Raw genomic sequence first — 15541 nt, forward strand, 5'->3', positions numbered from 1 at the left:
TTTGAGAAGAGGTGGTGAAAAATGCGCGATGAAAAAGGGAACGTACTATTCGATCCCTATGAAACCGAGCAACAGGAATGGAAAAAGCAACAAGTAAAGGAGCGGAGTAAGCAACTCTTAACGATTATTTCACCGATTCTACTTCTTTTACTATGGGAAATATGCGCGCGAACGGGAATTCTAGATATTCGATTTTTCCCGCCGCCATCAGCGATTGTCTCTACATTTTTCGAATTGGCAACGAATGGTCTTTTGTGGACACATATTTCTGTATCTTTATATAGAATTGCTGCGGGATTTTTACTTGGCGTAATACCGGGAATTGTTATCGGGTTACTGATGGGATTATATGGACCAATTCGACATTTTATATCCCCGATTGTGATGGCACTCATGCCAATACCTACCTTAGCTCTACTACCCATCATTATTATCTTCTTTGGAATTGGAGATTTCTCAAAAGTAGTAACAATCGCAGGAAGCGTATTTTTCCCGGTTGTCATTAATACTGTTGCAGGTGTCCTAAACATAGAAAAAGTACATTTAGATGTTGCGAAAAATTACGGAGCAAGTCCGAAAGATTCTTTCTTCAAAATAGCATTTCCAGGTGCACTTCCTGTCATGCTAGAAGGTATTCAAATGGGGCAGGCGATTGCACTGCTTACAATCGTTGCTGCGGAAATGATGGGAGCCACATCAGGGATAGGGTATTTAATATGGACCTCTTACAAAGCATTCATGTTAAAAGAAATGTTCGTTGGTTTAATACTCATTTCCTTTTTCGGATTTCTATTTTCCCTTTTTTTACGTGGGCTGCAAAAGAAGATTGTCCCCTGGAGGTGAATAGGTGAATAATGATGTGAAAATTTCTATTGAAGATTTAACGAAAGTCTTTTACAAGAAAAATAATAGTGTGACGGCGATGAAAAATGTATCACTCGATGTAAAAGAGGGCGAATTTGTTTGTTTAGTCGGACCAAGTGGTTGCGGTAAGACGACTTTATTACGCATACTAGCAGGTTTAGAACATCAAAGCTCCGGTAAATTTACGGTTTTCTCCGATTCGGATTTTCGCCCATTACAATCGATGGTTTTCCAAGAAAAAGGCGTCATCCCTTGGTTAACAGTCGAAGAAAACGTGGCATTTGGGCTTAATATGCGTCATTTACCGAAAGAATTCATCCTTAAACAAACAAATAACTATTTGAAAAAAGTGGGTTTAAGCAATTTTTCTAAGCTTTATCCAAAAGAGCTATCAGGGGGCATGAAACAGCGAATTAGCATTGCAAGGGCTTTTGCGAATGATCCTGAAATTTTACTGATGGATGAACCATTTGCCGCACTAGATGAGCAAAATAAATTCATTTTACAGGAAGAATTACTTTCTATTTGGTCTGAAACGAAAAAAACGGTGTTATTTATTACACATAGCATCGATGAAGCATTGCTACTAAGCGACCGAATCGTATTAATGAGCGCCCATCCTGGAAAAATAGTAAAAGAAATTAAAGTGCCTATTCCAAGACCAAGAACGATGGAGCAAGTGAGAGCAAATGAAGAAATGGCGGAGCAATTCATTGTTATATGGAATCATTTACAACAAGAAGTTCAGCGATCGAGAGGATAAGGGAGGAAGTTTGTGAAAAAACGTTGTTTGATACTACTGGCATCAATGGCGCTTTTACTAGGTGCGTGTAGTTCAAAGGAAAAGGAAAGTACAACTGTTGCGTTAGACGATGTGGTAAATAAAAACAATCCATCTGGAGATTTAGCTCCGCTTGACAAGAAAGTGAAGGTTGTTATCGCAGAAGATGGAGCAGCATCTGGAGCCGGCTTTTATATTGCAAAAGAAAAAGGATATTTTGCAGACTACAATATTGAAGTGGAATTTGCCCAGTTTGGAAATAGTGATGAAATGCTTCCAGCGCTTGCATCCGGTGATGTAGATATTGCAGGGGGAGTATCTACTGCGTCATTTTTTAACGCAATTGCACAAGGAATTGATGTGAAAATCATTGCTGATAAAGGGCATAATGTGCCAGGGAAGTCTTATTTTTCATTCGTTATCGGCAATCAGATGAAAGATGAAATTAAGGAATATAAAGACTTTAAAGGCAAACGAATTGCCGTCTCTTCCAAAAACTCGATTGATGAATATATTTATTTAGAAATGTTGAAACATGCTGGTTTAACCCCTGATGATGTTGAATTTGTACTGCTCGGAGATTTCGGTAGTATGCTTGGTGCAATTGAAAATGGTTCGGTTGATGCAGCGCTTCAAATAGAGCCACTAATCGCACAAGGTATCGAAAATGGCTTCCACGTACGTTTTGGAGATACGACCGACTATGCTCCAGAATCACAAATTGCATTAGTGCTAGGATCACCTCAATTTATGAATGATGAAAAAAATGTATCATTGCGTTTTATGGCTGCTTATTTAAAAGGGGTGCGCGACTATAATGATGCGTTCATCAAAGGAAAAGGAAAAGCGGAAGTAATCGACATTATGACAAAGTATACTGCACTAAAAGATCCTGCACTATGGGAGAAAGTATTTGTGACTGGACTTGATCCAGATGGAAAGATGTTTTTAGATGATATTGTAAAACAATACGATGCGTATAAAGCAAATGGTGCAATTAGTGGGGATGTTGACTTTGACAAAGCAGTCGACACATCTGTTACAGAAAAAGCAGTCGAGATTTTAGGAGCATATGAACGATAAAGCGTCCAATCATATGGGCGCTTTTTCTTAAATATCCCGCATTAACGGGAAGCCAAGACCCCCACCGATTGAAGTTTCACTTTATAGAACGTGTGTAATACAATAATGAGATAAGAGTGTGAATAGATGAGGTGAGTGAAATGGTAAGTGTGTTGGTGGATGCGGATGGATGCCCAGTGGTAGATCTAACAATTTCGGTTGCAAAAAAGTTTGATTTAAAAGTTACATTGCTATGCGATACAGCACATTATATGCAACGCGAAGGCGCTGACACGATAATGGTCTCTAAAGGCGCTGACGCAGTTGACTTTGTACTTGTGAACCGAGTGAAAAAGGGAGACATCGTCGTTACGCAAGATTACGGGCTTGCCGCAATGGTGTTGGCAAAACAAGGCTTTGCAATTGATCAAAATGGACGTTGGTATACATCAGAGAATATAGATCAGCTTTTAGACAGTCGGCATATGTCGAAAAAAATTAGGCAAGCGGGTGGAAGACTAAAAGGACCAAGGAAACGCCAAAAAGAAGATAACGAAAAATTTGAAAGAAGCTTTACAGAACTTTGTAAAGTAGCAGTGAAAGACTGACTGTTTCGAATTCAATTGTAATAGTTAACAACCATCACTAATTTTGTTATAATGTTCGGTGGACAAAATTAGAAAAGGTGGAGTAAAAAATGGAAACAAATGCATACAGAGTATTACTTTACTATAAATATGTCCCTATAGAAGATCCAGTAACATTTGCACAAGAACATCTTGCTGCTTGTAAAGAAATTGGGTTAAAAGGGCGCATTTTAGTATCCGATGAAGGAATTAACGGCACATGCTCGGGAACAATTGAACAAACCGACGCATACATGGAAATGATGAAAGCGGACGATCGGTTTGCTGACATGGTGTATAAAATAGATGAAGCAGAAGGACACGCATTCAAAAAAATGCATGTTCGTCCTAAACGAGAAATCGTTCATTTAGGATTAGCGGATGATATTAATCCAAATGAATTAACAGGAAAATACCTTTCTCCAAAAGAGTTTTTTGAACAAATGCAAGCAGAAGATACAATTGTAATCGATGCTCGTAATGACTATGAGTTTGACCTAGGCCATTTCCGCGGAGCAATTCGCCCAGATATTCGCAACTTCCGTGATCTTCCGGACTGGATGTTGGAAAATCGAGAAATGTTCGAAGGTAAAAAGGTTTTAACATACTGCACAGGTGGAATTCGTTGTGAAAAGTTCTCAGGCTGGTTAGTACGAGAAGGCTTCGAAGACGTTGCCCAATTACATGGTGGTATCGCAACATACGCAAAAGACCCAGAAGTTCGCGGTCAATTATGGGATGGTCAAATGTACGTGTTTGACGAACGTATTGCTGTTCCGATTAACCAAGTTGAACATGTCATTGTTGGGAAAGATCATTTTACTGGCGAACCATGTGAGCGTTATGTAAACTGTGCAAATCCAGACTGTAATGACAAAATCCTTTGCTCAGAAGAAAACGAACATAAATACCTTCGTAGCTGTTCACACGATTGCCGCGTACATCCACGTAACCGCTACATCGTAGAACACAACCTATCTGAAGAAGAAGTAGCAGAAAGACTAGCTGCTATTGAAGCAACCATATAAAATATCAAATCCCGCCTTGCCGAAGCAAGGTGGGATTTTTTGCTTTTGATAATTTAAAGGGAAAGTGCTTACATATATTGAATTATAATAAAGAGTTCGTTTTTAAAATAGGAATGGGGGAACGTATATGGCAATCGAAGTGAGAAAGATTTCTGATTTAAATGAAGTAGACGTATCCAAACTAATTCAAGAAAGCGAAAAAGAAGGGTATCGTTTCGTATCAAGACTTGCTTCTGAGTATGAAGACGGTACGAATCGGTTTAGTGAACAAGGAGAAGCGCTATTTGGTGCTTGGGACGGGGAAAAACTCGTTGCAATTGGAGGAATAAATCGAAATACAAAGAGCAAAGACGCTGCGGCTGCAAGACTACAAAGAGCTTACACACTACCAAGCTATCGTAGAAAAGGAATCGGCAGTGAACTTTTTAACGCCATTTTCGTCCATGCAAGAGGACAGTTCAATGAAATTACAACGAAAACGGAATCCGCAAAAGTGGATGCATTTTACCGGGCTAATGGATTCCAATTTGATGAGCGGTCACCCGATATAACACATGTGTACAGCTTATAGAGAAAGGGTCAGACAACGATGAGTAGACAAAATTTAACTGAGCAATTTCCTTTAATTGAAAAAATGAAAAAAACAGAAGAAGTAATTTGGTTCAATCCAAATATAACAAAAACAGAAAACGCTTTGAAAAATCTAAGCGTTACAAGTGAAATGGTACAGGACGCAAGTGATCGTCTAGATAGATTTGCTTCTTACTTACAAATTGCTTTTCCTGCAACAGCGAAAACGAATGGCATCATCGAATCTCCACTCGTAGCTATTCCAAAAATGGCTATTGGGATGAAGGAATTATTCCAAACTGATTTCGATGGAGAGCTTTTACTAAAATGCGACAATGATCTACCGATTTCTGGTTCAATTAAAGCGCGCGGTGGTATTTATGAAGTGTTGAAAATTGCGGAGACCCTTGCTATTCAGGAAGGCTTCTTGACCGAGGCAGATGATTATAGCGTTCTTGCCAAGGATGAAATGCGAGCATTCTTCTCTCGTTATTCTATTGCAGTCGGTTCAACAGGAAATCTTGGTTTGAGCATCGGGATTATGAGTGCGAAAATCGGATTCCGTGTGACAGTCCATATGTCGAGCGATGCTAAGCAATGGAAAAAAGATATGCTTCGGGAAAAAGGAGTAGAAGTGATCGAATACGCTTCCGATTACAGTATCGCGGTGGAAGAAGGTAGAAAACAAGCGGAAAAAGATCCGACATGCTTTTTTATCGACGACGAAAATTCTACAGACTTATTTATGGGCTATGCAGTTGCAGCAAGTAGATTAAAAAAACAGTTGGAGCAGCAAGGGAAAAAAGTAGATGAAGATCATCCGTTGTTTGTCTATTTACCTTGTGGCGTTGGTGGTGGACCAGGCGGCGTGGCATTTGGCTTAAAGCTTTTGTTTGGTGACAATGTTCATTGCTACTTTGCAGAACCGACTCACTCTCCTTGTATGTTACTCGGGATGATGACGGGATTACATGAAGATATAGCAGTAGATGAAATTGGTTTAGACAATAAAACCGACGCGGATGGTCTAGCAGTTGGTCGACCTTCTGGATTTGTCGGTAAAACACTGGAGAAGCTTTTAAGTGGAAGTTATACGATTAGTGATGGAAAGATGTATACATTGCTTGCGCTACTTGCGGATACGGAAAAGATTCACTTAGAACCGTCTGCACTAGCAGGGATGACTGGCCCAATTCATTTAGCGGGTAATGGTGTTCCTTTGAATAATGCAACGCATATTGTGTGGGCAACTGGCGGTGGAATGGTACCGGGGCATGTGAAAGAAGTGTACTACGAAAAAGGAAAGCTATTACTTAATCAGTAAACTTTCTTATTTTCTCTTTCGAAAGAGTAAAGAAGGATGACTTAAAAGAAGAATTACTTTTAAGTCATCCTTATCATTTATTTAATCTTCTTTTTCTATCCTCTTAATATTTAGAGGCTCAAAGGTAATCCTGTATTCTTTATGTAATTTAAAGAGACCATATTTTTCAATATAATAATCTATTACGTTTTTTAAATACTCCGGAGTTATTTCAAGATTCGTGCACACTTCTTCCAGTGTTGTCTGTCCTTTTTCGTAGCAATCAATTAGCTGATCCAAAGAGACAATTTTTTCATAACCCCATCTTCGGGCGATTTGTTCTAATTTTATACTTCTCATATCATTTAAGTCTGTAATGTCTCCATAGGTCGTCTCGTAATGACCAAGCTCTTCTGCTAAAATACAATGCTTTTCGTATTTATCTTTGAATTTATCAATTTCAATGACGTTATCATAATATAAACCTGGGAGACCTTTAGGTAATGCTTTCTCAATAATTTTAATATGTGGGTACTCCATTATCAGACGATCATACGTCATGTAAACACCTCATTTATCCGCGTTGCGATTTAATAAACTCAATATACTTCTTAATGTCTTCCATTTCTTCTTCCGTGACATCTTCATCAATATGCGCTGCAATAGTTACGATTTTCTGTCTATCCAATATTTTTTCAGAGTCTTCTCCTAGGAAATAATGGCCTGGAACTTGAAAAAAATCAGCGAGTAATCGAACAAATTCCAACTTAGGATCGGCTTCTCCGTTTTCCCAACGACTTATAGAGCTCTTACTAATTTTACTGCCAAATTTAGAATTTAAAGAATCCGCTAATTGTTCAATGGTGAGTTTTCTATTCAGTCTTAGCTCTTTTAATAATGTTCCGAAGTTCTTCACAGCTGTAATCTCCTTACATATTATCTATAGTTTGAATTCTAACTCGATATTTCCTAAAACGCAACAAATCAAAATAAATTAGTTCCATTTTAGGAACATTTCTGTTGACATAGATTTCTGTTAGTAATATGATAGATTTATCCCTAAAAGGAACCTACGTTCGTATTTAGTTCCGTTTTCGGAAATGGTGAGGAGATGACATTTATGAGGATGAAAGACATAGAAGTAGATTCCAAAGGTAATATCAATCTCAATACAAAGGAAATTCCGAATCCATGCATCGTAGTAATTAGTAAAAATACAGCAAAAATGACAGAGCTACCCCCTTTCGCTGATACGATCATTAAGACACATCAAGGAAAAGTCGTGCGTGTTAAATGGAATGAGGGAGAAGATTTTTAAAATTGAGTAGAAATAAATCAAAATAGTCCCACCAGTCAGCTGGAGGACAACAAACGATTTCAGCATCTTGCTGGTCTTTTGTTGTCCTCTTTTTTTTATAGGGTTTTAAAAATAAAAAGGAGGAACTTCCTATGTTAAATTGGGCGGATAAATTGATACAAGAATATTCATTTCATAAAAATGAGTTGGAGCATCTAAAGGGACTATTAGATCCGATGAAACCTAAAGATAATGCAGATCTCAAAATTATTAATAGCATGATTGATGATATGTCTTATGCACTTGAATGGATGAAGAAGGGGAGAAGACCAGGTAACTTTCATGGTGCTGATAAAAGGTCCATCTATCAACGACGAGCATTATTGGATATGGATCTATTCCCAACAATTGAATTGGAAACAAAGCAAACTAGTTTAAGTGAAGAACAGAAACAAAAAATAATAACTATTTTAGTAGAGCTTTCACATAGAGAGAGACAATGCTATTTAATGCATATGGCATATGGGATGAGTCTTACAGAAATTGCAGAGGAGCTGAACTTAAAGAAGAGAACCGTGCAACAATACATTGATCGGGCAAAGGACAAAGTCAAAGAACTCGTTTCCTGACGTACGCTTGACGTATAAACCCACCTAGTAGTGAAAGGAGTTATTTGATACTTGAGATGGATGGGGGTGCAAAATGGAGGCATTTATCGGTATTGGTTGCACTATGTTGGGTTTATTAATAGGACTACTTACATTTGGTCGTAACCGCGACAAAGATGTAAAAGCAGACGCTGCTAAAACAGCAGTTATTGAAACGAAGCTAGACACTATTAGTAATGGCGTGGAATCGATTCGAATTGATTTGAAAGCGAATGAAAAGCAAATGGACGTACTATCAGAACGTGTAGCACGAGTGGAAGAAGGCTCGAAGCATGTTCACAAAAGGATCGATAATATCAAAGTTATTCAGGAGGCGCAACATGTATGAAGATTAACTGGAAAGTGCGTTTTAAAAATAAGATGTGGGTTACAGGTTTAATTGCCCAACTTTTTTTATTAACTGAATTACTTTTGATAGGTGCTCATGCAGCTAGTTTAACTAATTTCCATTTAACAGAAGAAATGAAAGACTGGATATTTGCTTTTGTAAATGTAGTGTTTGGATTATTAGCAACAATGGGGATTATTCAAGATCCTACGACAAACAATTTTGCTGATAGTCAACGAGCAATGAAATATATTGAACCAAAATAAGCTGCCTGCGGGTGGCTTTTTCTTTTAAGGTGGTGATTGCTATGTGACATTGAAAGCAAAGTACAAGCACTCTTTTCTAGCAATACAAAACTAATATGAGGTGATAATGATGGTAAAAGTATTTATTGATGCAGGACATGGTGGAACGGATTCAGGTGCAGTAGGAAATGGTTTGCAGGAGAAAAACTTAACATTGCAAATTGCTACTAGAGTCAAAGATATTCTAAATGCTGAGTACAACAATGTAAGTGTCTTAATGAGTCGAACTGGGGATCAGAGCTTGACATTGGCACAACGTACAAATGCAGCTAATGCTTGGGGAGCAGATTTCCTCCTTTCCGTTCACATTAATGCAGGCGGCGGGACTGGCTATGAAGATTATGTTTACCCAGGGGTAGGGGCACCTACTACCATTTATCAAAATACGATTCATTCGGAAATATTAAAACTTGTGAATTTTACGGATCGTGGTAAAAAACAAGAAAACTTTCATATGTTACGTGAATCCAATATGCCAGCTCTTTTGACGGAGAATGGATTTATTGATAATGCAAATGATGCAACAAAGTTGAAAACATCATCCTTCATTGAATCATTGGCCCGAGGTCATGTGAATGGGATTGCAAATTGCTTCAATCTTCAAAAGAAAAGCACAGGAGTTTATCATACTGTAAAAAGTGGTGATACAGTTTATTCATTAAGTCAGGCTTATGGTAGCACAGTGCAACAAATTAAGGATTGGAATGGACTTGATGCTAACTACACAATTTATGTTGGACAAGTATTGAGAGTGAAATAAGAATGATGGCCCTGCTCACATACGTGGGCGGGGCTTTTTTTATGCTTTAGGGAAAATTCATGGCATGTGGCTAACTATCTCTCAACAACACAAGGTATGCCACTTTATAAGGATAATGCGTCGTAATGAAGTTACCGCTAGGATTTCCGCTGCAGGGCGGACGCTTTCCGCGGGGTGAGCGATGAGCCATCACCGACGCTACGCGTACGTTGTGATTTCTCATCTGTCTCACTCATCCCGCTGGAGTCGCCGCCCTTCCGCTCCAATCCACTAAAATTACTAGCTAATCAATTTCGAATTTTACAGTATATGGTTGAACGCGACAAAATCCACTGCAAACGCGACAAACTAGCCTTTGAACACGACAAAGACTACCCCGAGCACGACAAAAAGACCGCTCAACACGATAAACCCGAAGATCCTATCCTTACGACGCATTATTCCTATATTGTGCAACTATCCTTTATAGATAGCTATGATAAACAATGCGTTTTTGCTCTACCATATATATAACAAATGTGTTACACTATAGATAGAACAAAGGTAAATAGAGGAGGTTGTACCATGTTCATTGAAATACAAACAAATTCATCTGTGCCAATTTATCTACAACTTGCCCAGCAGCTTATAGAAGGAATAGCAAGAGGCGAATTAAAACCAGGAGACTCATTACCATCTGTTCGAGCATTCGCTGCAGATTTAGGTATGAATATGCATACAGTAAATAAAGCATATCATTATTTAGAAGAGAAAGAATTTATTCAAATCGTCGCTAAATCGGGCGTTATTATACAACCAAATGGAATCCCAAAAGCAACAGCAGAGGAAAAACAACTGTTAGCAGAACGAATCCGACCACTAGTAGCGGAAGGATTAGTGTTAAAACTATCGGAGGAAGAAATGGTCGATATGGTACAGAAACTCGTGCAACACATTAAGGAGGGGACATCATGATAGTTTTCTTATTTGGATTTATTTTCATATTTATCACCATATTACAAGCATTTACGCCGAAACTACTTAAACAAACGGAAGTATTCGGTGTCTATGTACCAGAACAATACACGAAAGAACCAACAATCGTAGCATATAAAAAGAGGTATACTTCCGTTGTCCTAAGGCTAGGGATTGTTGTGTTTGCAGCTTATCTTATTTGGGCATTAACGCAATCTCCTACAGAAGAAGTGCTATCACTTATTAGTATAGGTGTTCAGTTCTGCATTCTTTTTATTGGCTTGGGTTATTATTTCACAATGCATGTACGCGTGAAAAAACTGAAAGAGGAGCAAGGATGGACGACGGGGAAAAAGGAAGTACGTGTAGTAGACTTGCAATTTCAAGAAAAGCTTCAGCTAATACCACGAATTGTGTTTATCATTCCAATGATTATTACGGTAGGCTTAATCATTTACACATTTATGAAATACGCTCAAATGCCTGACATGATCCCTACTCATTGGGGAGCCTCTGGGCAACCAGATGCATTTAGCGAAAAAACGTATTTCAGCGTCATTTCGATGCCGCTTATTTTACTTGTGATGCAAGGGATGTTCCTGATGATGAGCGAAGGGATGAAGTTTTCAGGTGCGAAGATAAACCCGGCAAATAAAAAAACATCGGTTTCACAGCAGCTAGCATTCCGTAAATATAGTAGCTGGTTTGCTTTATTTATCACAATAACGATGACATTAATGATGGGTTATTTTCATTTACAAACAATCCATCCAGAAATTGGATCCGCTTGGGTGATGTTCGCCCTTCCACTTGTCTTTTTAGTGCTAACTTTCGTTGCAGTGGGTATATATATAGTGAAGGTCGGGCAAAGTGGTTCGCGTTTGAAGGTAGAAAATGATAGTCCAAGTTTAGAAGATAAAATAGCTGTCGATGATGATAAATACTGGAAGGGTGGAATAATTTATATCAATAAAGATGATCCAAGCATTCTAGTAGAAAAACGATTTGGCGTAGGTTGGACACTCAATTATGGACGACCGCTAAGTTGGCTCGTTCTATTAGGACCAATTATCCTAATTATAGTAATAGTATTTAGCTTATAGGTTGTGAAAATTTAAATTGGAGGCGACTCATGTGTTAGTAGTGACAACGGAAAAAATTGAAGGGTATAAAATTGTCGAAGTAAAAGGTCCTGCCTTTGGTCTAATTGTAAGAAGTAGAGGGCTTGGCGGGGATATTATGGCTGGTTTAAAAGGCTTAGTAGGTGGGGAGATCAAGCAATATACCGCGATGTTGGAGGATTCAAGAAAAGAGGCAATGGATCGTATGATTAATAATGCTCATCAAATGAACGCGAACGCTATTATTATGATGCGATTTGACTCAGGTGAAATTGGTCAGAATATGAGTGAGATTGTGGCATACGGAACCGCGGTTGTTGTAGAGAAGCTATGACGGCAATCATTGTTGTAGTAGGTATATATATCGTGCAAATTATAGCGGTTCTAGCTTTTATTTTGCTCGGATATTTTATTTATGATAAACGGTTTAGACGCAATCATGGAACAAAAGTTACGGAAGGCTTTGAGCGAACAGAAGAGGTCAATATCGACCCCGTTACCGGTGAGAAAATGAGGGTGTACTATAATCCTAAAACAGGCGAGCGTTTTTATAAGAAAGAGTAAAAGCTACATTCGTACAAAAAGCGTTTCCCAAAGAAACGCTTCGTCGATCAGCTATGCATCTGTACAAACATGTAAAAGTTAAAAGCAGCAGGCAATAACAAAGCTAATGATAAAAAAAAATTGCTGTCGTCTTAGATTGCTTTGTAATGCGCTCGTCACCTTTACGTAGGTTTTCAAAAAAGGTTAAGGTAAAATAAAAGCATAAAATCCAGCAAATTACAGATATAATACCAACCCAATTACCTGTGAATAAAGGAGTCATTATCCTCACCACACTTTCTGAACATAGTAAAAAGCAGCTTCCCAACTAAAGGAAGCTGCTTTCTTTCATTATTGTCCAGCTCCAGCGCCTTGCCCCTCGGGGTCAAATGTGGAAAAGCTGTGGTGACTGGGAAGCTGCCTCCTCGCTTTTCCACATTTGCCTGTCGGAGGCCTGCAGGATGCAGGTCATGCAGTCGTTGCGACATGATGTCGCAAACTTAGACTGTATTCCTCTAATATAGGCGCTTACGCTTTTCTAGTTATTCAGCGTCAAATACTTCTACTTTTTCCATTTTAGCGCCGTTTTTCATAGCTGTTGCTACTTCAAGGCCACTTGTTACTTTACCGAAAACAGTGTGAACACCGTTTAAGTGTGGTTGTGGTTCGTGTACGATGAAGAATTGGCTTGAACCTGTATCTTTCCCAGCATGTGCCATAGATAAGCTACCTGCTTCGTGTTTGTGTGGGTTACCAGCAGTTTCACATTTAATTGTTTTGCCGCTACCACCCATACCAGTACCAGTTGGATCTCCACCTTGACTTACAAAACCAGGTATAACACGGTGGAAAATAACTCCGTTGTAAAATCCGCTGTTTGCTAGCTCTTCAAAGTTTGCAACTGTGTTTGGTGCTTCATTCGGGAATAAATCAAATTCGATTTTTTCGCCAGTATCCATTAAAAAATAACCTTTTTTCGCCATTCAAAACACTCCTTTTTCAAATAAATCCTTCATAAGTATAGCACGTACTTAGGGCATTTTCCAAAAACAGCTGTGTCTATTCTAATAGTGTAATCTCTACTTCACTCTCTCTATTCTTCATTTTATTTTCCGCAAAAAAATCCCCTATGAAAATGGGGACTTGATTTTATAATTGTGATTTATGGTGGAATGGACATTTGCCTTGAATTGGCTCAATATCATCCCCAATAAAGAATTGTTTCCATTCATTATGCGTCGGGTCGCCGAAGTGGCCGATATCTGGATGCTTAGGCATCTGATCCCAAGCTTCTACACGTTTACGAACTTTTTCACGTGACATAATACCGCCTTTTTCAGTTCCTTCTAAGCCTTGAAATATCTTGCGAGGCTGGAATCCAAGAACCATTGCATTTCCTAGATGACGGGTCTTTCGCTTCTTATATGCAGGAGTATTTCCAAACACGAAGATTGGCTCACCATTGAATCGAAAATCCCATAAATAGTGCTCAGGGTCGCGGGGACTGTCTTCTGGCCATTCCACTTTATCGACTTCATGTAAGTATTGGAGGATATCCCAAAATTGCTTTCGGTAATCTTCGATAGAACCCTCTTGCTCAAAAGGCTCTACAAAAACAAAGAGACCATGTCTCTTGTAATTTGGTAATTTAAATAAGTCAAGAAAGCCTTCTACTGCAAGAGGTAGATTACTCCAGTCATCTTGATTGATATAAGCATAGCGGAGCTCTCCTTTTAGTTGGCCGCTCATTCCAAAAAAACATGGAAACGTTTTATCCGTTACCGTGTTATGAAAAGTTTCATATTCTTTATAGAGCCAACTTGGCAAGTCTGTTCTAGTATGAAAATCTTCTTTTGTTAATAAAGCTTGGTCCTTCGTAATCATAGGATCGCCTCCACTCTTTATTCATGCGTTTTTATGTCTAGTCTTTACCCCATCCTAAATTTCCTGAAACAACAATGTTCAACTGAAAATAAATTTCATAAATAGGTTATGAAATGAAAAATCAAGGGAATATAAAAGGAATGAACGAAGAAACTGGAGGATGGCTTACTGTGAAAATAATTCAAGATCAATCTCATATACAATGTCAAAATGAATACGGAACACTTCAAAAAGTCGTCATATGTGAACCTCAATACATGGAAATTAAAGAAGTGATTAATGATGTTCAAAAAGAATATATAAATGATAATATCGACCGTTCACTTGCCATATCGCAACATCGGATATTTGAACAAACCTTACGGAATGCGGGCGTAGAAGTGATTAAACTACGACCAAGTAAAGACCATCCAGAACAAGTCTTCACTAGAGATGTTGGTTTTACTTTGGGTAATCGCTTATTTATTTCAAAAATGGCTAATCCCATTCGTCAAGGCGAAGAGAAATTATTAGCTCATTGGATGAATGAGCATAACATTCCGTATAAGAAGCTTTCGACGTATTCCATTGAAGGTGGCGATGTCATCGTGGATGGCCATCGTGTGTTTATTGGAATTAGTAATCGTACATGTATGAACGCTATTCAAGCTTTGCAAGAAGAATTACCGGATTTTGAGATTATACCAATTCCTTTTAACCCAAAATATTTGCATCTAGATTGTGTGTTCAATATTCTTTCCCCAAAAGATGCGTTGATTTATCCAGATGCACTCGACACAAAAATCGTGGAACTTTTATCGAGCATGTATCATTTAATCGAAGTGAGCGAAAGTGAGCAATTCTCAATGGGCACCAATGTTTTGTCTATTGGACATAATAGAGTGTTTAGTTTGCCAATAAATCATGAAGTTAATCATCAGTTGAGACGGCGTGGATATCAAGTGCTAGAGGTGGATTTCTCAGAAATTATTAAATCAGGTGGATCATTCCGATGTTGTTCGATGCCAATTGTGCGCCATTAAGAAAAAACACGTAGCATCTTATTAGGAGAATATGCTATTTTATGCAAGGAAAGACCCTTTAGAACTTTTTCTAAAGGTTTTTTTCTCTTTTCTTAATTTTAATTCACTGGTTCTGAACCGCAACGTTTCCTTGGTTTACGGTTCGCAATAACGCTCTAAATATTTTACAAAATGGTGTATGCATAGCACGAAAATGATAAGATACAAAAAGAGGTGAATCATAATGAACGGACAAAATAGAAAAGATATCAAACCAGGAATAGAAGTATATATCATTTTGAAAAAAGACCAACGAACAGGCGAAAAAACAAGAGGGATCGTGAAAGACTTGTTAACGAATTCATCCTTCCATCCACACGGCATAAAAGTTCGATTAACCGACGGACAAGTAGGACGTGTATGTGAAATTATCGAAAAATAAGGAG

At 38.3% G+C, this 15541-nt stretch carries 22 protein-coding genes; 18 read left to right on the forward strand and 4 right to left on the reverse strand.

The features are described 5' to 3' along the window. Window positions 1-21 precede the first annotated feature (21 nt). The 7 genes from ACIQYS_RS14545 (at window position 22) to ACIQYS_RS14575 (ending at window position 6255) form a co-directional block, all read left to right on the forward strand. Window positions 22-843 (forward strand): ABC transporter permease, encoded by an 822-nt coding sequence (locus ACIQYS_RS14545; protein ID WP_402981396.1) that lies wholly within the window; start codon window positions 22-24, stop codon window positions 841-843. Window positions 844-847: 4 nt separating this feature from the next. Beyond that, window positions 848-1627 carry an ABC transporter ATP-binding protein gene (locus ACIQYS_RS14550; protein ID WP_402981401.1) on the forward strand — a complete coding sequence of 260 codons (780 nt, stop codon included), beginning with the start codon at window positions 848-850 and terminating at the stop codon, window positions 1625-1627. A 45-nt stretch (window positions 1628-1672) separates the two neighbouring features. Beyond that, the gene (locus tag ACIQYS_RS14555; protein ID WP_483880189.1) at window positions 1673-2728 is read left to right on the forward strand and encodes an ABC transporter substrate-binding protein; all 1056 of its coding nucleotides are present in this window, start codon (window positions 1673-1675) and stop codon (window positions 2726-2728) included. A 140-nt stretch (window positions 2729-2868) separates the two neighbouring features. Next, window positions 2869-3315 (forward strand): YaiI/YqxD family protein, encoded by a 447-nt coding sequence (locus tag ACIQYS_RS14560; protein WP_402981407.1) that lies wholly within the window; start codon window positions 2869-2871, stop codon window positions 3313-3315. 89 nt (window positions 3316-3404) lie between these two features. After that, complete coding sequence (gene trhO / locus ACIQYS_RS14565) at window positions 3405-4361, forward strand: oxygen-dependent tRNA uridine(34) hydroxylase TrhO (protein ID WP_402981410.1); 957 nt, start codon at window positions 3405-3407, stop codon at window positions 4359-4361. A gap of 127 nt (window positions 4362-4488) precedes the next feature. Continuing rightward, window positions 4489-4932, forward strand: coding sequence for a GNAT family N-acetyltransferase (locus tag ACIQYS_RS14570; protein WP_402981413.1), 444 nt, complete (start codon window positions 4489-4491; stop codon window positions 4930-4932). 18 nt (window positions 4933-4950) lie between these two features. Next, complete coding sequence (locus ACIQYS_RS14575) at window positions 4951-6255, forward strand: D-serine ammonia-lyase (protein WP_402981416.1); 1305 nt, start codon at window positions 4951-4953, stop codon at window positions 6253-6255. A gap of 81 nt (window positions 6256-6336) precedes the next feature. Here the strand turns inward: ACIQYS_RS14575 and ACIQYS_RS14580 are convergent, their stop codons facing one another. Next, window positions 6337-6795 carry an ImmA/IrrE family metallo-endopeptidase gene (locus tag ACIQYS_RS14580; RefSeq protein ID WP_402981419.1) on the reverse strand — a complete coding sequence of 153 codons (459 nt, stop codon included), beginning with the start codon at window positions 6793-6795 and terminating at the stop codon, window positions 6337-6339. 13 nt (window positions 6796-6808) lie between these two features. After that, complete coding sequence (locus tag ACIQYS_RS14585; RefSeq protein WP_402981422.1) at window positions 6809-7150, reverse strand: helix-turn-helix domain-containing protein; 342 nt, start codon at window positions 7148-7150, stop codon at window positions 6809-6811. A 204-nt stretch (window positions 7151-7354) separates the two neighbouring features. Here ACIQYS_RS14585 and ACIQYS_RS14590 point away from each other — a divergent pair, with 204 nt between their 5' ends. From ACIQYS_RS14590 to ACIQYS_RS14630, 9 genes are all read left to right on the forward strand, one after another. After that, entirely contained in the window at window positions 7355-7552 is a 198-nt protein-coding gene (locus tag ACIQYS_RS14590) for an XtrA/YqaO family protein (protein ID WP_402981425.1), read from the forward strand. 131 nt (window positions 7553-7683) lie between these two features. Continuing rightward, window positions 7684-8160: a sigma-70 family RNA polymerase sigma factor gene (locus ACIQYS_RS14595; RefSeq protein ID WP_402981428.1), complete on the forward strand. Its 477-nt coding sequence runs from the start codon at window positions 7684-7686 to the stop codon at window positions 8158-8160. A 73-nt stretch (window positions 8161-8233) separates the two neighbouring features. Then, window positions 8234-8527 (forward strand): hypothetical protein, encoded by a 294-nt coding sequence (locus ACIQYS_RS14600; RefSeq protein WP_402981431.1) that lies wholly within the window; start codon window positions 8234-8236, stop codon window positions 8525-8527. Next, entirely contained in the window at window positions 8524-8793 is a 270-nt protein-coding gene (locus ACIQYS_RS14605; RefSeq protein ID WP_402981434.1) for a phage holin, read from the forward strand. Before ACIQYS_RS14600 ends, ACIQYS_RS14605 begins: the two co-directional genes overlap by 4 nt. A 109-nt stretch (window positions 8794-8902) precedes the next feature. Beyond that, window positions 8903-9592, forward strand: coding sequence for an N-acetylmuramoyl-L-alanine amidase family protein (locus tag ACIQYS_RS14610; RefSeq protein ID WP_402981437.1), 690 nt, complete (start codon window positions 8903-8905; stop codon window positions 9590-9592). Window positions 9593-10156: 564 nt separating this feature from the next. Further along, complete coding sequence (locus ACIQYS_RS14615; protein ID WP_402981440.1) at window positions 10157-10546, forward strand: GntR family transcriptional regulator; 390 nt, start codon at window positions 10157-10159, stop codon at window positions 10544-10546. After that, window positions 10543-11649 (forward strand): DUF1648 domain-containing protein, encoded by a 1107-nt coding sequence (locus ACIQYS_RS14620; protein ID WP_402981443.1) that lies wholly within the window; start codon window positions 10543-10545, stop codon window positions 11647-11649. The genes ACIQYS_RS14615 and ACIQYS_RS14620 overlap by 4 nt, the downstream gene beginning before the upstream one ends. A 31-nt stretch (window positions 11650-11680) precedes the next feature. Next, window positions 11681-12001, forward strand: coding sequence for a YbjQ family protein (locus tag ACIQYS_RS14625; RefSeq protein WP_402981446.1), 321 nt, complete (start codon window positions 11681-11683; stop codon window positions 11999-12001). Continuing rightward, complete coding sequence (locus ACIQYS_RS14630; protein ID WP_402981449.1) at window positions 11998-12231, forward strand: hypothetical protein; 234 nt, start codon at window positions 11998-12000, stop codon at window positions 12229-12231. The genes ACIQYS_RS14625 and ACIQYS_RS14630 overlap by 4 nt, the downstream gene beginning before the upstream one ends. A 521-nt stretch (window positions 12232-12752) precedes the next feature. On the opposite strand, the gene ACIQYS_RS14635 is transcribed toward ACIQYS_RS14630, so the two are convergent. Together ACIQYS_RS14635 and ACIQYS_RS14640 are read right to left on the reverse strand one after the other, a co-directional pair. Continuing rightward, window positions 12753-13193 (reverse strand): peptidylprolyl isomerase, encoded by a 441-nt coding sequence (locus ACIQYS_RS14635; RefSeq protein WP_093270855.1) that lies wholly within the window; start codon window positions 13191-13193, stop codon window positions 12753-12755. A 166-nt stretch (window positions 13194-13359) separates the two neighbouring features. Further along, window positions 13360-14094: a YqcI/YcgG family protein gene (locus ACIQYS_RS14640; RefSeq protein WP_402981452.1), complete on the reverse strand. Its 735-nt coding sequence runs from the start codon at window positions 14092-14094 to the stop codon at window positions 13360-13362. A 140-nt stretch (window positions 14095-14234) separates the two neighbouring features. Here ACIQYS_RS14640 and ACIQYS_RS14645 point away from each other — a divergent pair, with 140 nt between their 5' ends. Then, the gene (locus ACIQYS_RS14645; protein WP_402981600.1) at window positions 14235-15116 is read left to right on the forward strand and encodes a dimethylarginine dimethylaminohydrolase family protein; all 882 of its coding nucleotides are present in this window, start codon (window positions 14235-14237) and stop codon (window positions 15114-15116) included. Between the two features lie 223 nt (window positions 15117-15339). Beyond that, window positions 15340-15537 carry a YwbE family protein gene (locus tag ACIQYS_RS14650; RefSeq protein WP_402981455.1) on the forward strand — a complete coding sequence of 66 codons (198 nt, stop codon included), beginning with the start codon at window positions 15340-15342 and terminating at the stop codon, window positions 15535-15537. Window positions 15538-15541: the final 4 nt, after the last annotated feature.

It is taken from the genome of Psychrobacillus sp. NPDC096426 (assembly GCF_044762745.1).
Classification (GTDB): domain Bacteria; phylum Bacillota; class Bacilli; order Bacillales_A; family Planococcaceae; genus Psychrobacillus.

Coding starts and splice junctions, on each gene's coding strand:
- ACIQYS_RS14545 (WP_402981396.1), top strand. CDS start 22: ATGCGCGATGAAAAAGGGAACGTACTATTCGATCCCTATGAAACCGAG.
- ACIQYS_RS14555 (WP_483880189.1), top strand. CDS start 1,673: ATGGCGCTTTTACTAGGTGCGTGTAGTTCAAAGGAAAAGGAAAGTACA.
- ACIQYS_RS14560 (WP_402981407.1), top strand. CDS start 2,869: ATGGTAAGTGTGTTGGTGGATGCGGATGGATGCCCAGTGGTAGATCTA.
- trhO (WP_402981410.1), top strand. CDS start 3,405: ATGGAAACAAATGCATACAGAGTATTACTTTACTATAAATATGTCCCT.
- ACIQYS_RS14570 (WP_402981413.1), top strand. CDS start 4,489: ATGGCAATCGAAGTGAGAAAGATTTCTGATTTAAATGAAGTAGACGTA.
- ACIQYS_RS14575 (WP_402981416.1), top strand. CDS start 4,951: ATGAGTAGACAAAATTTAACTGAGCAATTTCCTTTAATTGAAAAAATG.
- ACIQYS_RS14580 (WP_402981419.1), bottom strand. CDS start 6,795: ATGACGTATGATCGTCTGATAATGGAGTACCCACATATTAAAATTATT.
- ACIQYS_RS14590 (WP_402981425.1), top strand. CDS start 7,355: ATGAGGATGAAAGACATAGAAGTAGATTCCAAAGGTAATATCAATCTC.
- ACIQYS_RS14595 (WP_402981428.1), top strand. CDS start 7,684: ATGTTAAATTGGGCGGATAAATTGATACAAGAATATTCATTTCATAAA.
- ACIQYS_RS14600 (WP_402981431.1), top strand. CDS start 8,234: ATGGAGGCATTTATCGGTATTGGTTGCACTATGTTGGGTTTATTAATA.
- ACIQYS_RS14605 (WP_402981434.1), top strand. CDS start 8,524: ATGAAGATTAACTGGAAAGTGCGTTTTAAAAATAAGATGTGGGTTACA.
- ACIQYS_RS14610 (WP_402981437.1), top strand. CDS start 8,903: ATGGTAAAAGTATTTATTGATGCAGGACATGGTGGAACGGATTCAGGT.
- ACIQYS_RS14615 (WP_402981440.1), top strand. CDS start 10,157: ATGTTCATTGAAATACAAACAAATTCATCTGTGCCAATTTATCTACAA.
- ACIQYS_RS14620 (WP_402981443.1), top strand. CDS start 10,543: ATGATAGTTTTCTTATTTGGATTTATTTTCATATTTATCACCATATTA.
- ACIQYS_RS14630 (WP_402981449.1), top strand. CDS start 11,998: ATGACGGCAATCATTGTTGTAGTAGGTATATATATCGTGCAAATTATA.
- ACIQYS_RS14635 (WP_093270855.1), bottom strand. CDS start 13,193: ATGGCGAAAAAAGGTTATTTTTTAATGGATACTGGCGAAAAAATCGAA.
- ACIQYS_RS14640 (WP_402981452.1), bottom strand. CDS start 14,094: ATGATTACGAAGGACCAAGCTTTATTAACAAAAGAAGATTTTCATACT.
- ACIQYS_RS14645 (WP_402981600.1), top strand. CDS start 14,235: ATGAACGAAGAAACTGGAGGATGGCTTACTGTGAAAATAATTCAAGAT.
- ACIQYS_RS14650 (WP_402981455.1), top strand. CDS start 15,340: ATGAACGGACAAAATAGAAAAGATATCAAACCAGGAATAGAAGTATAT.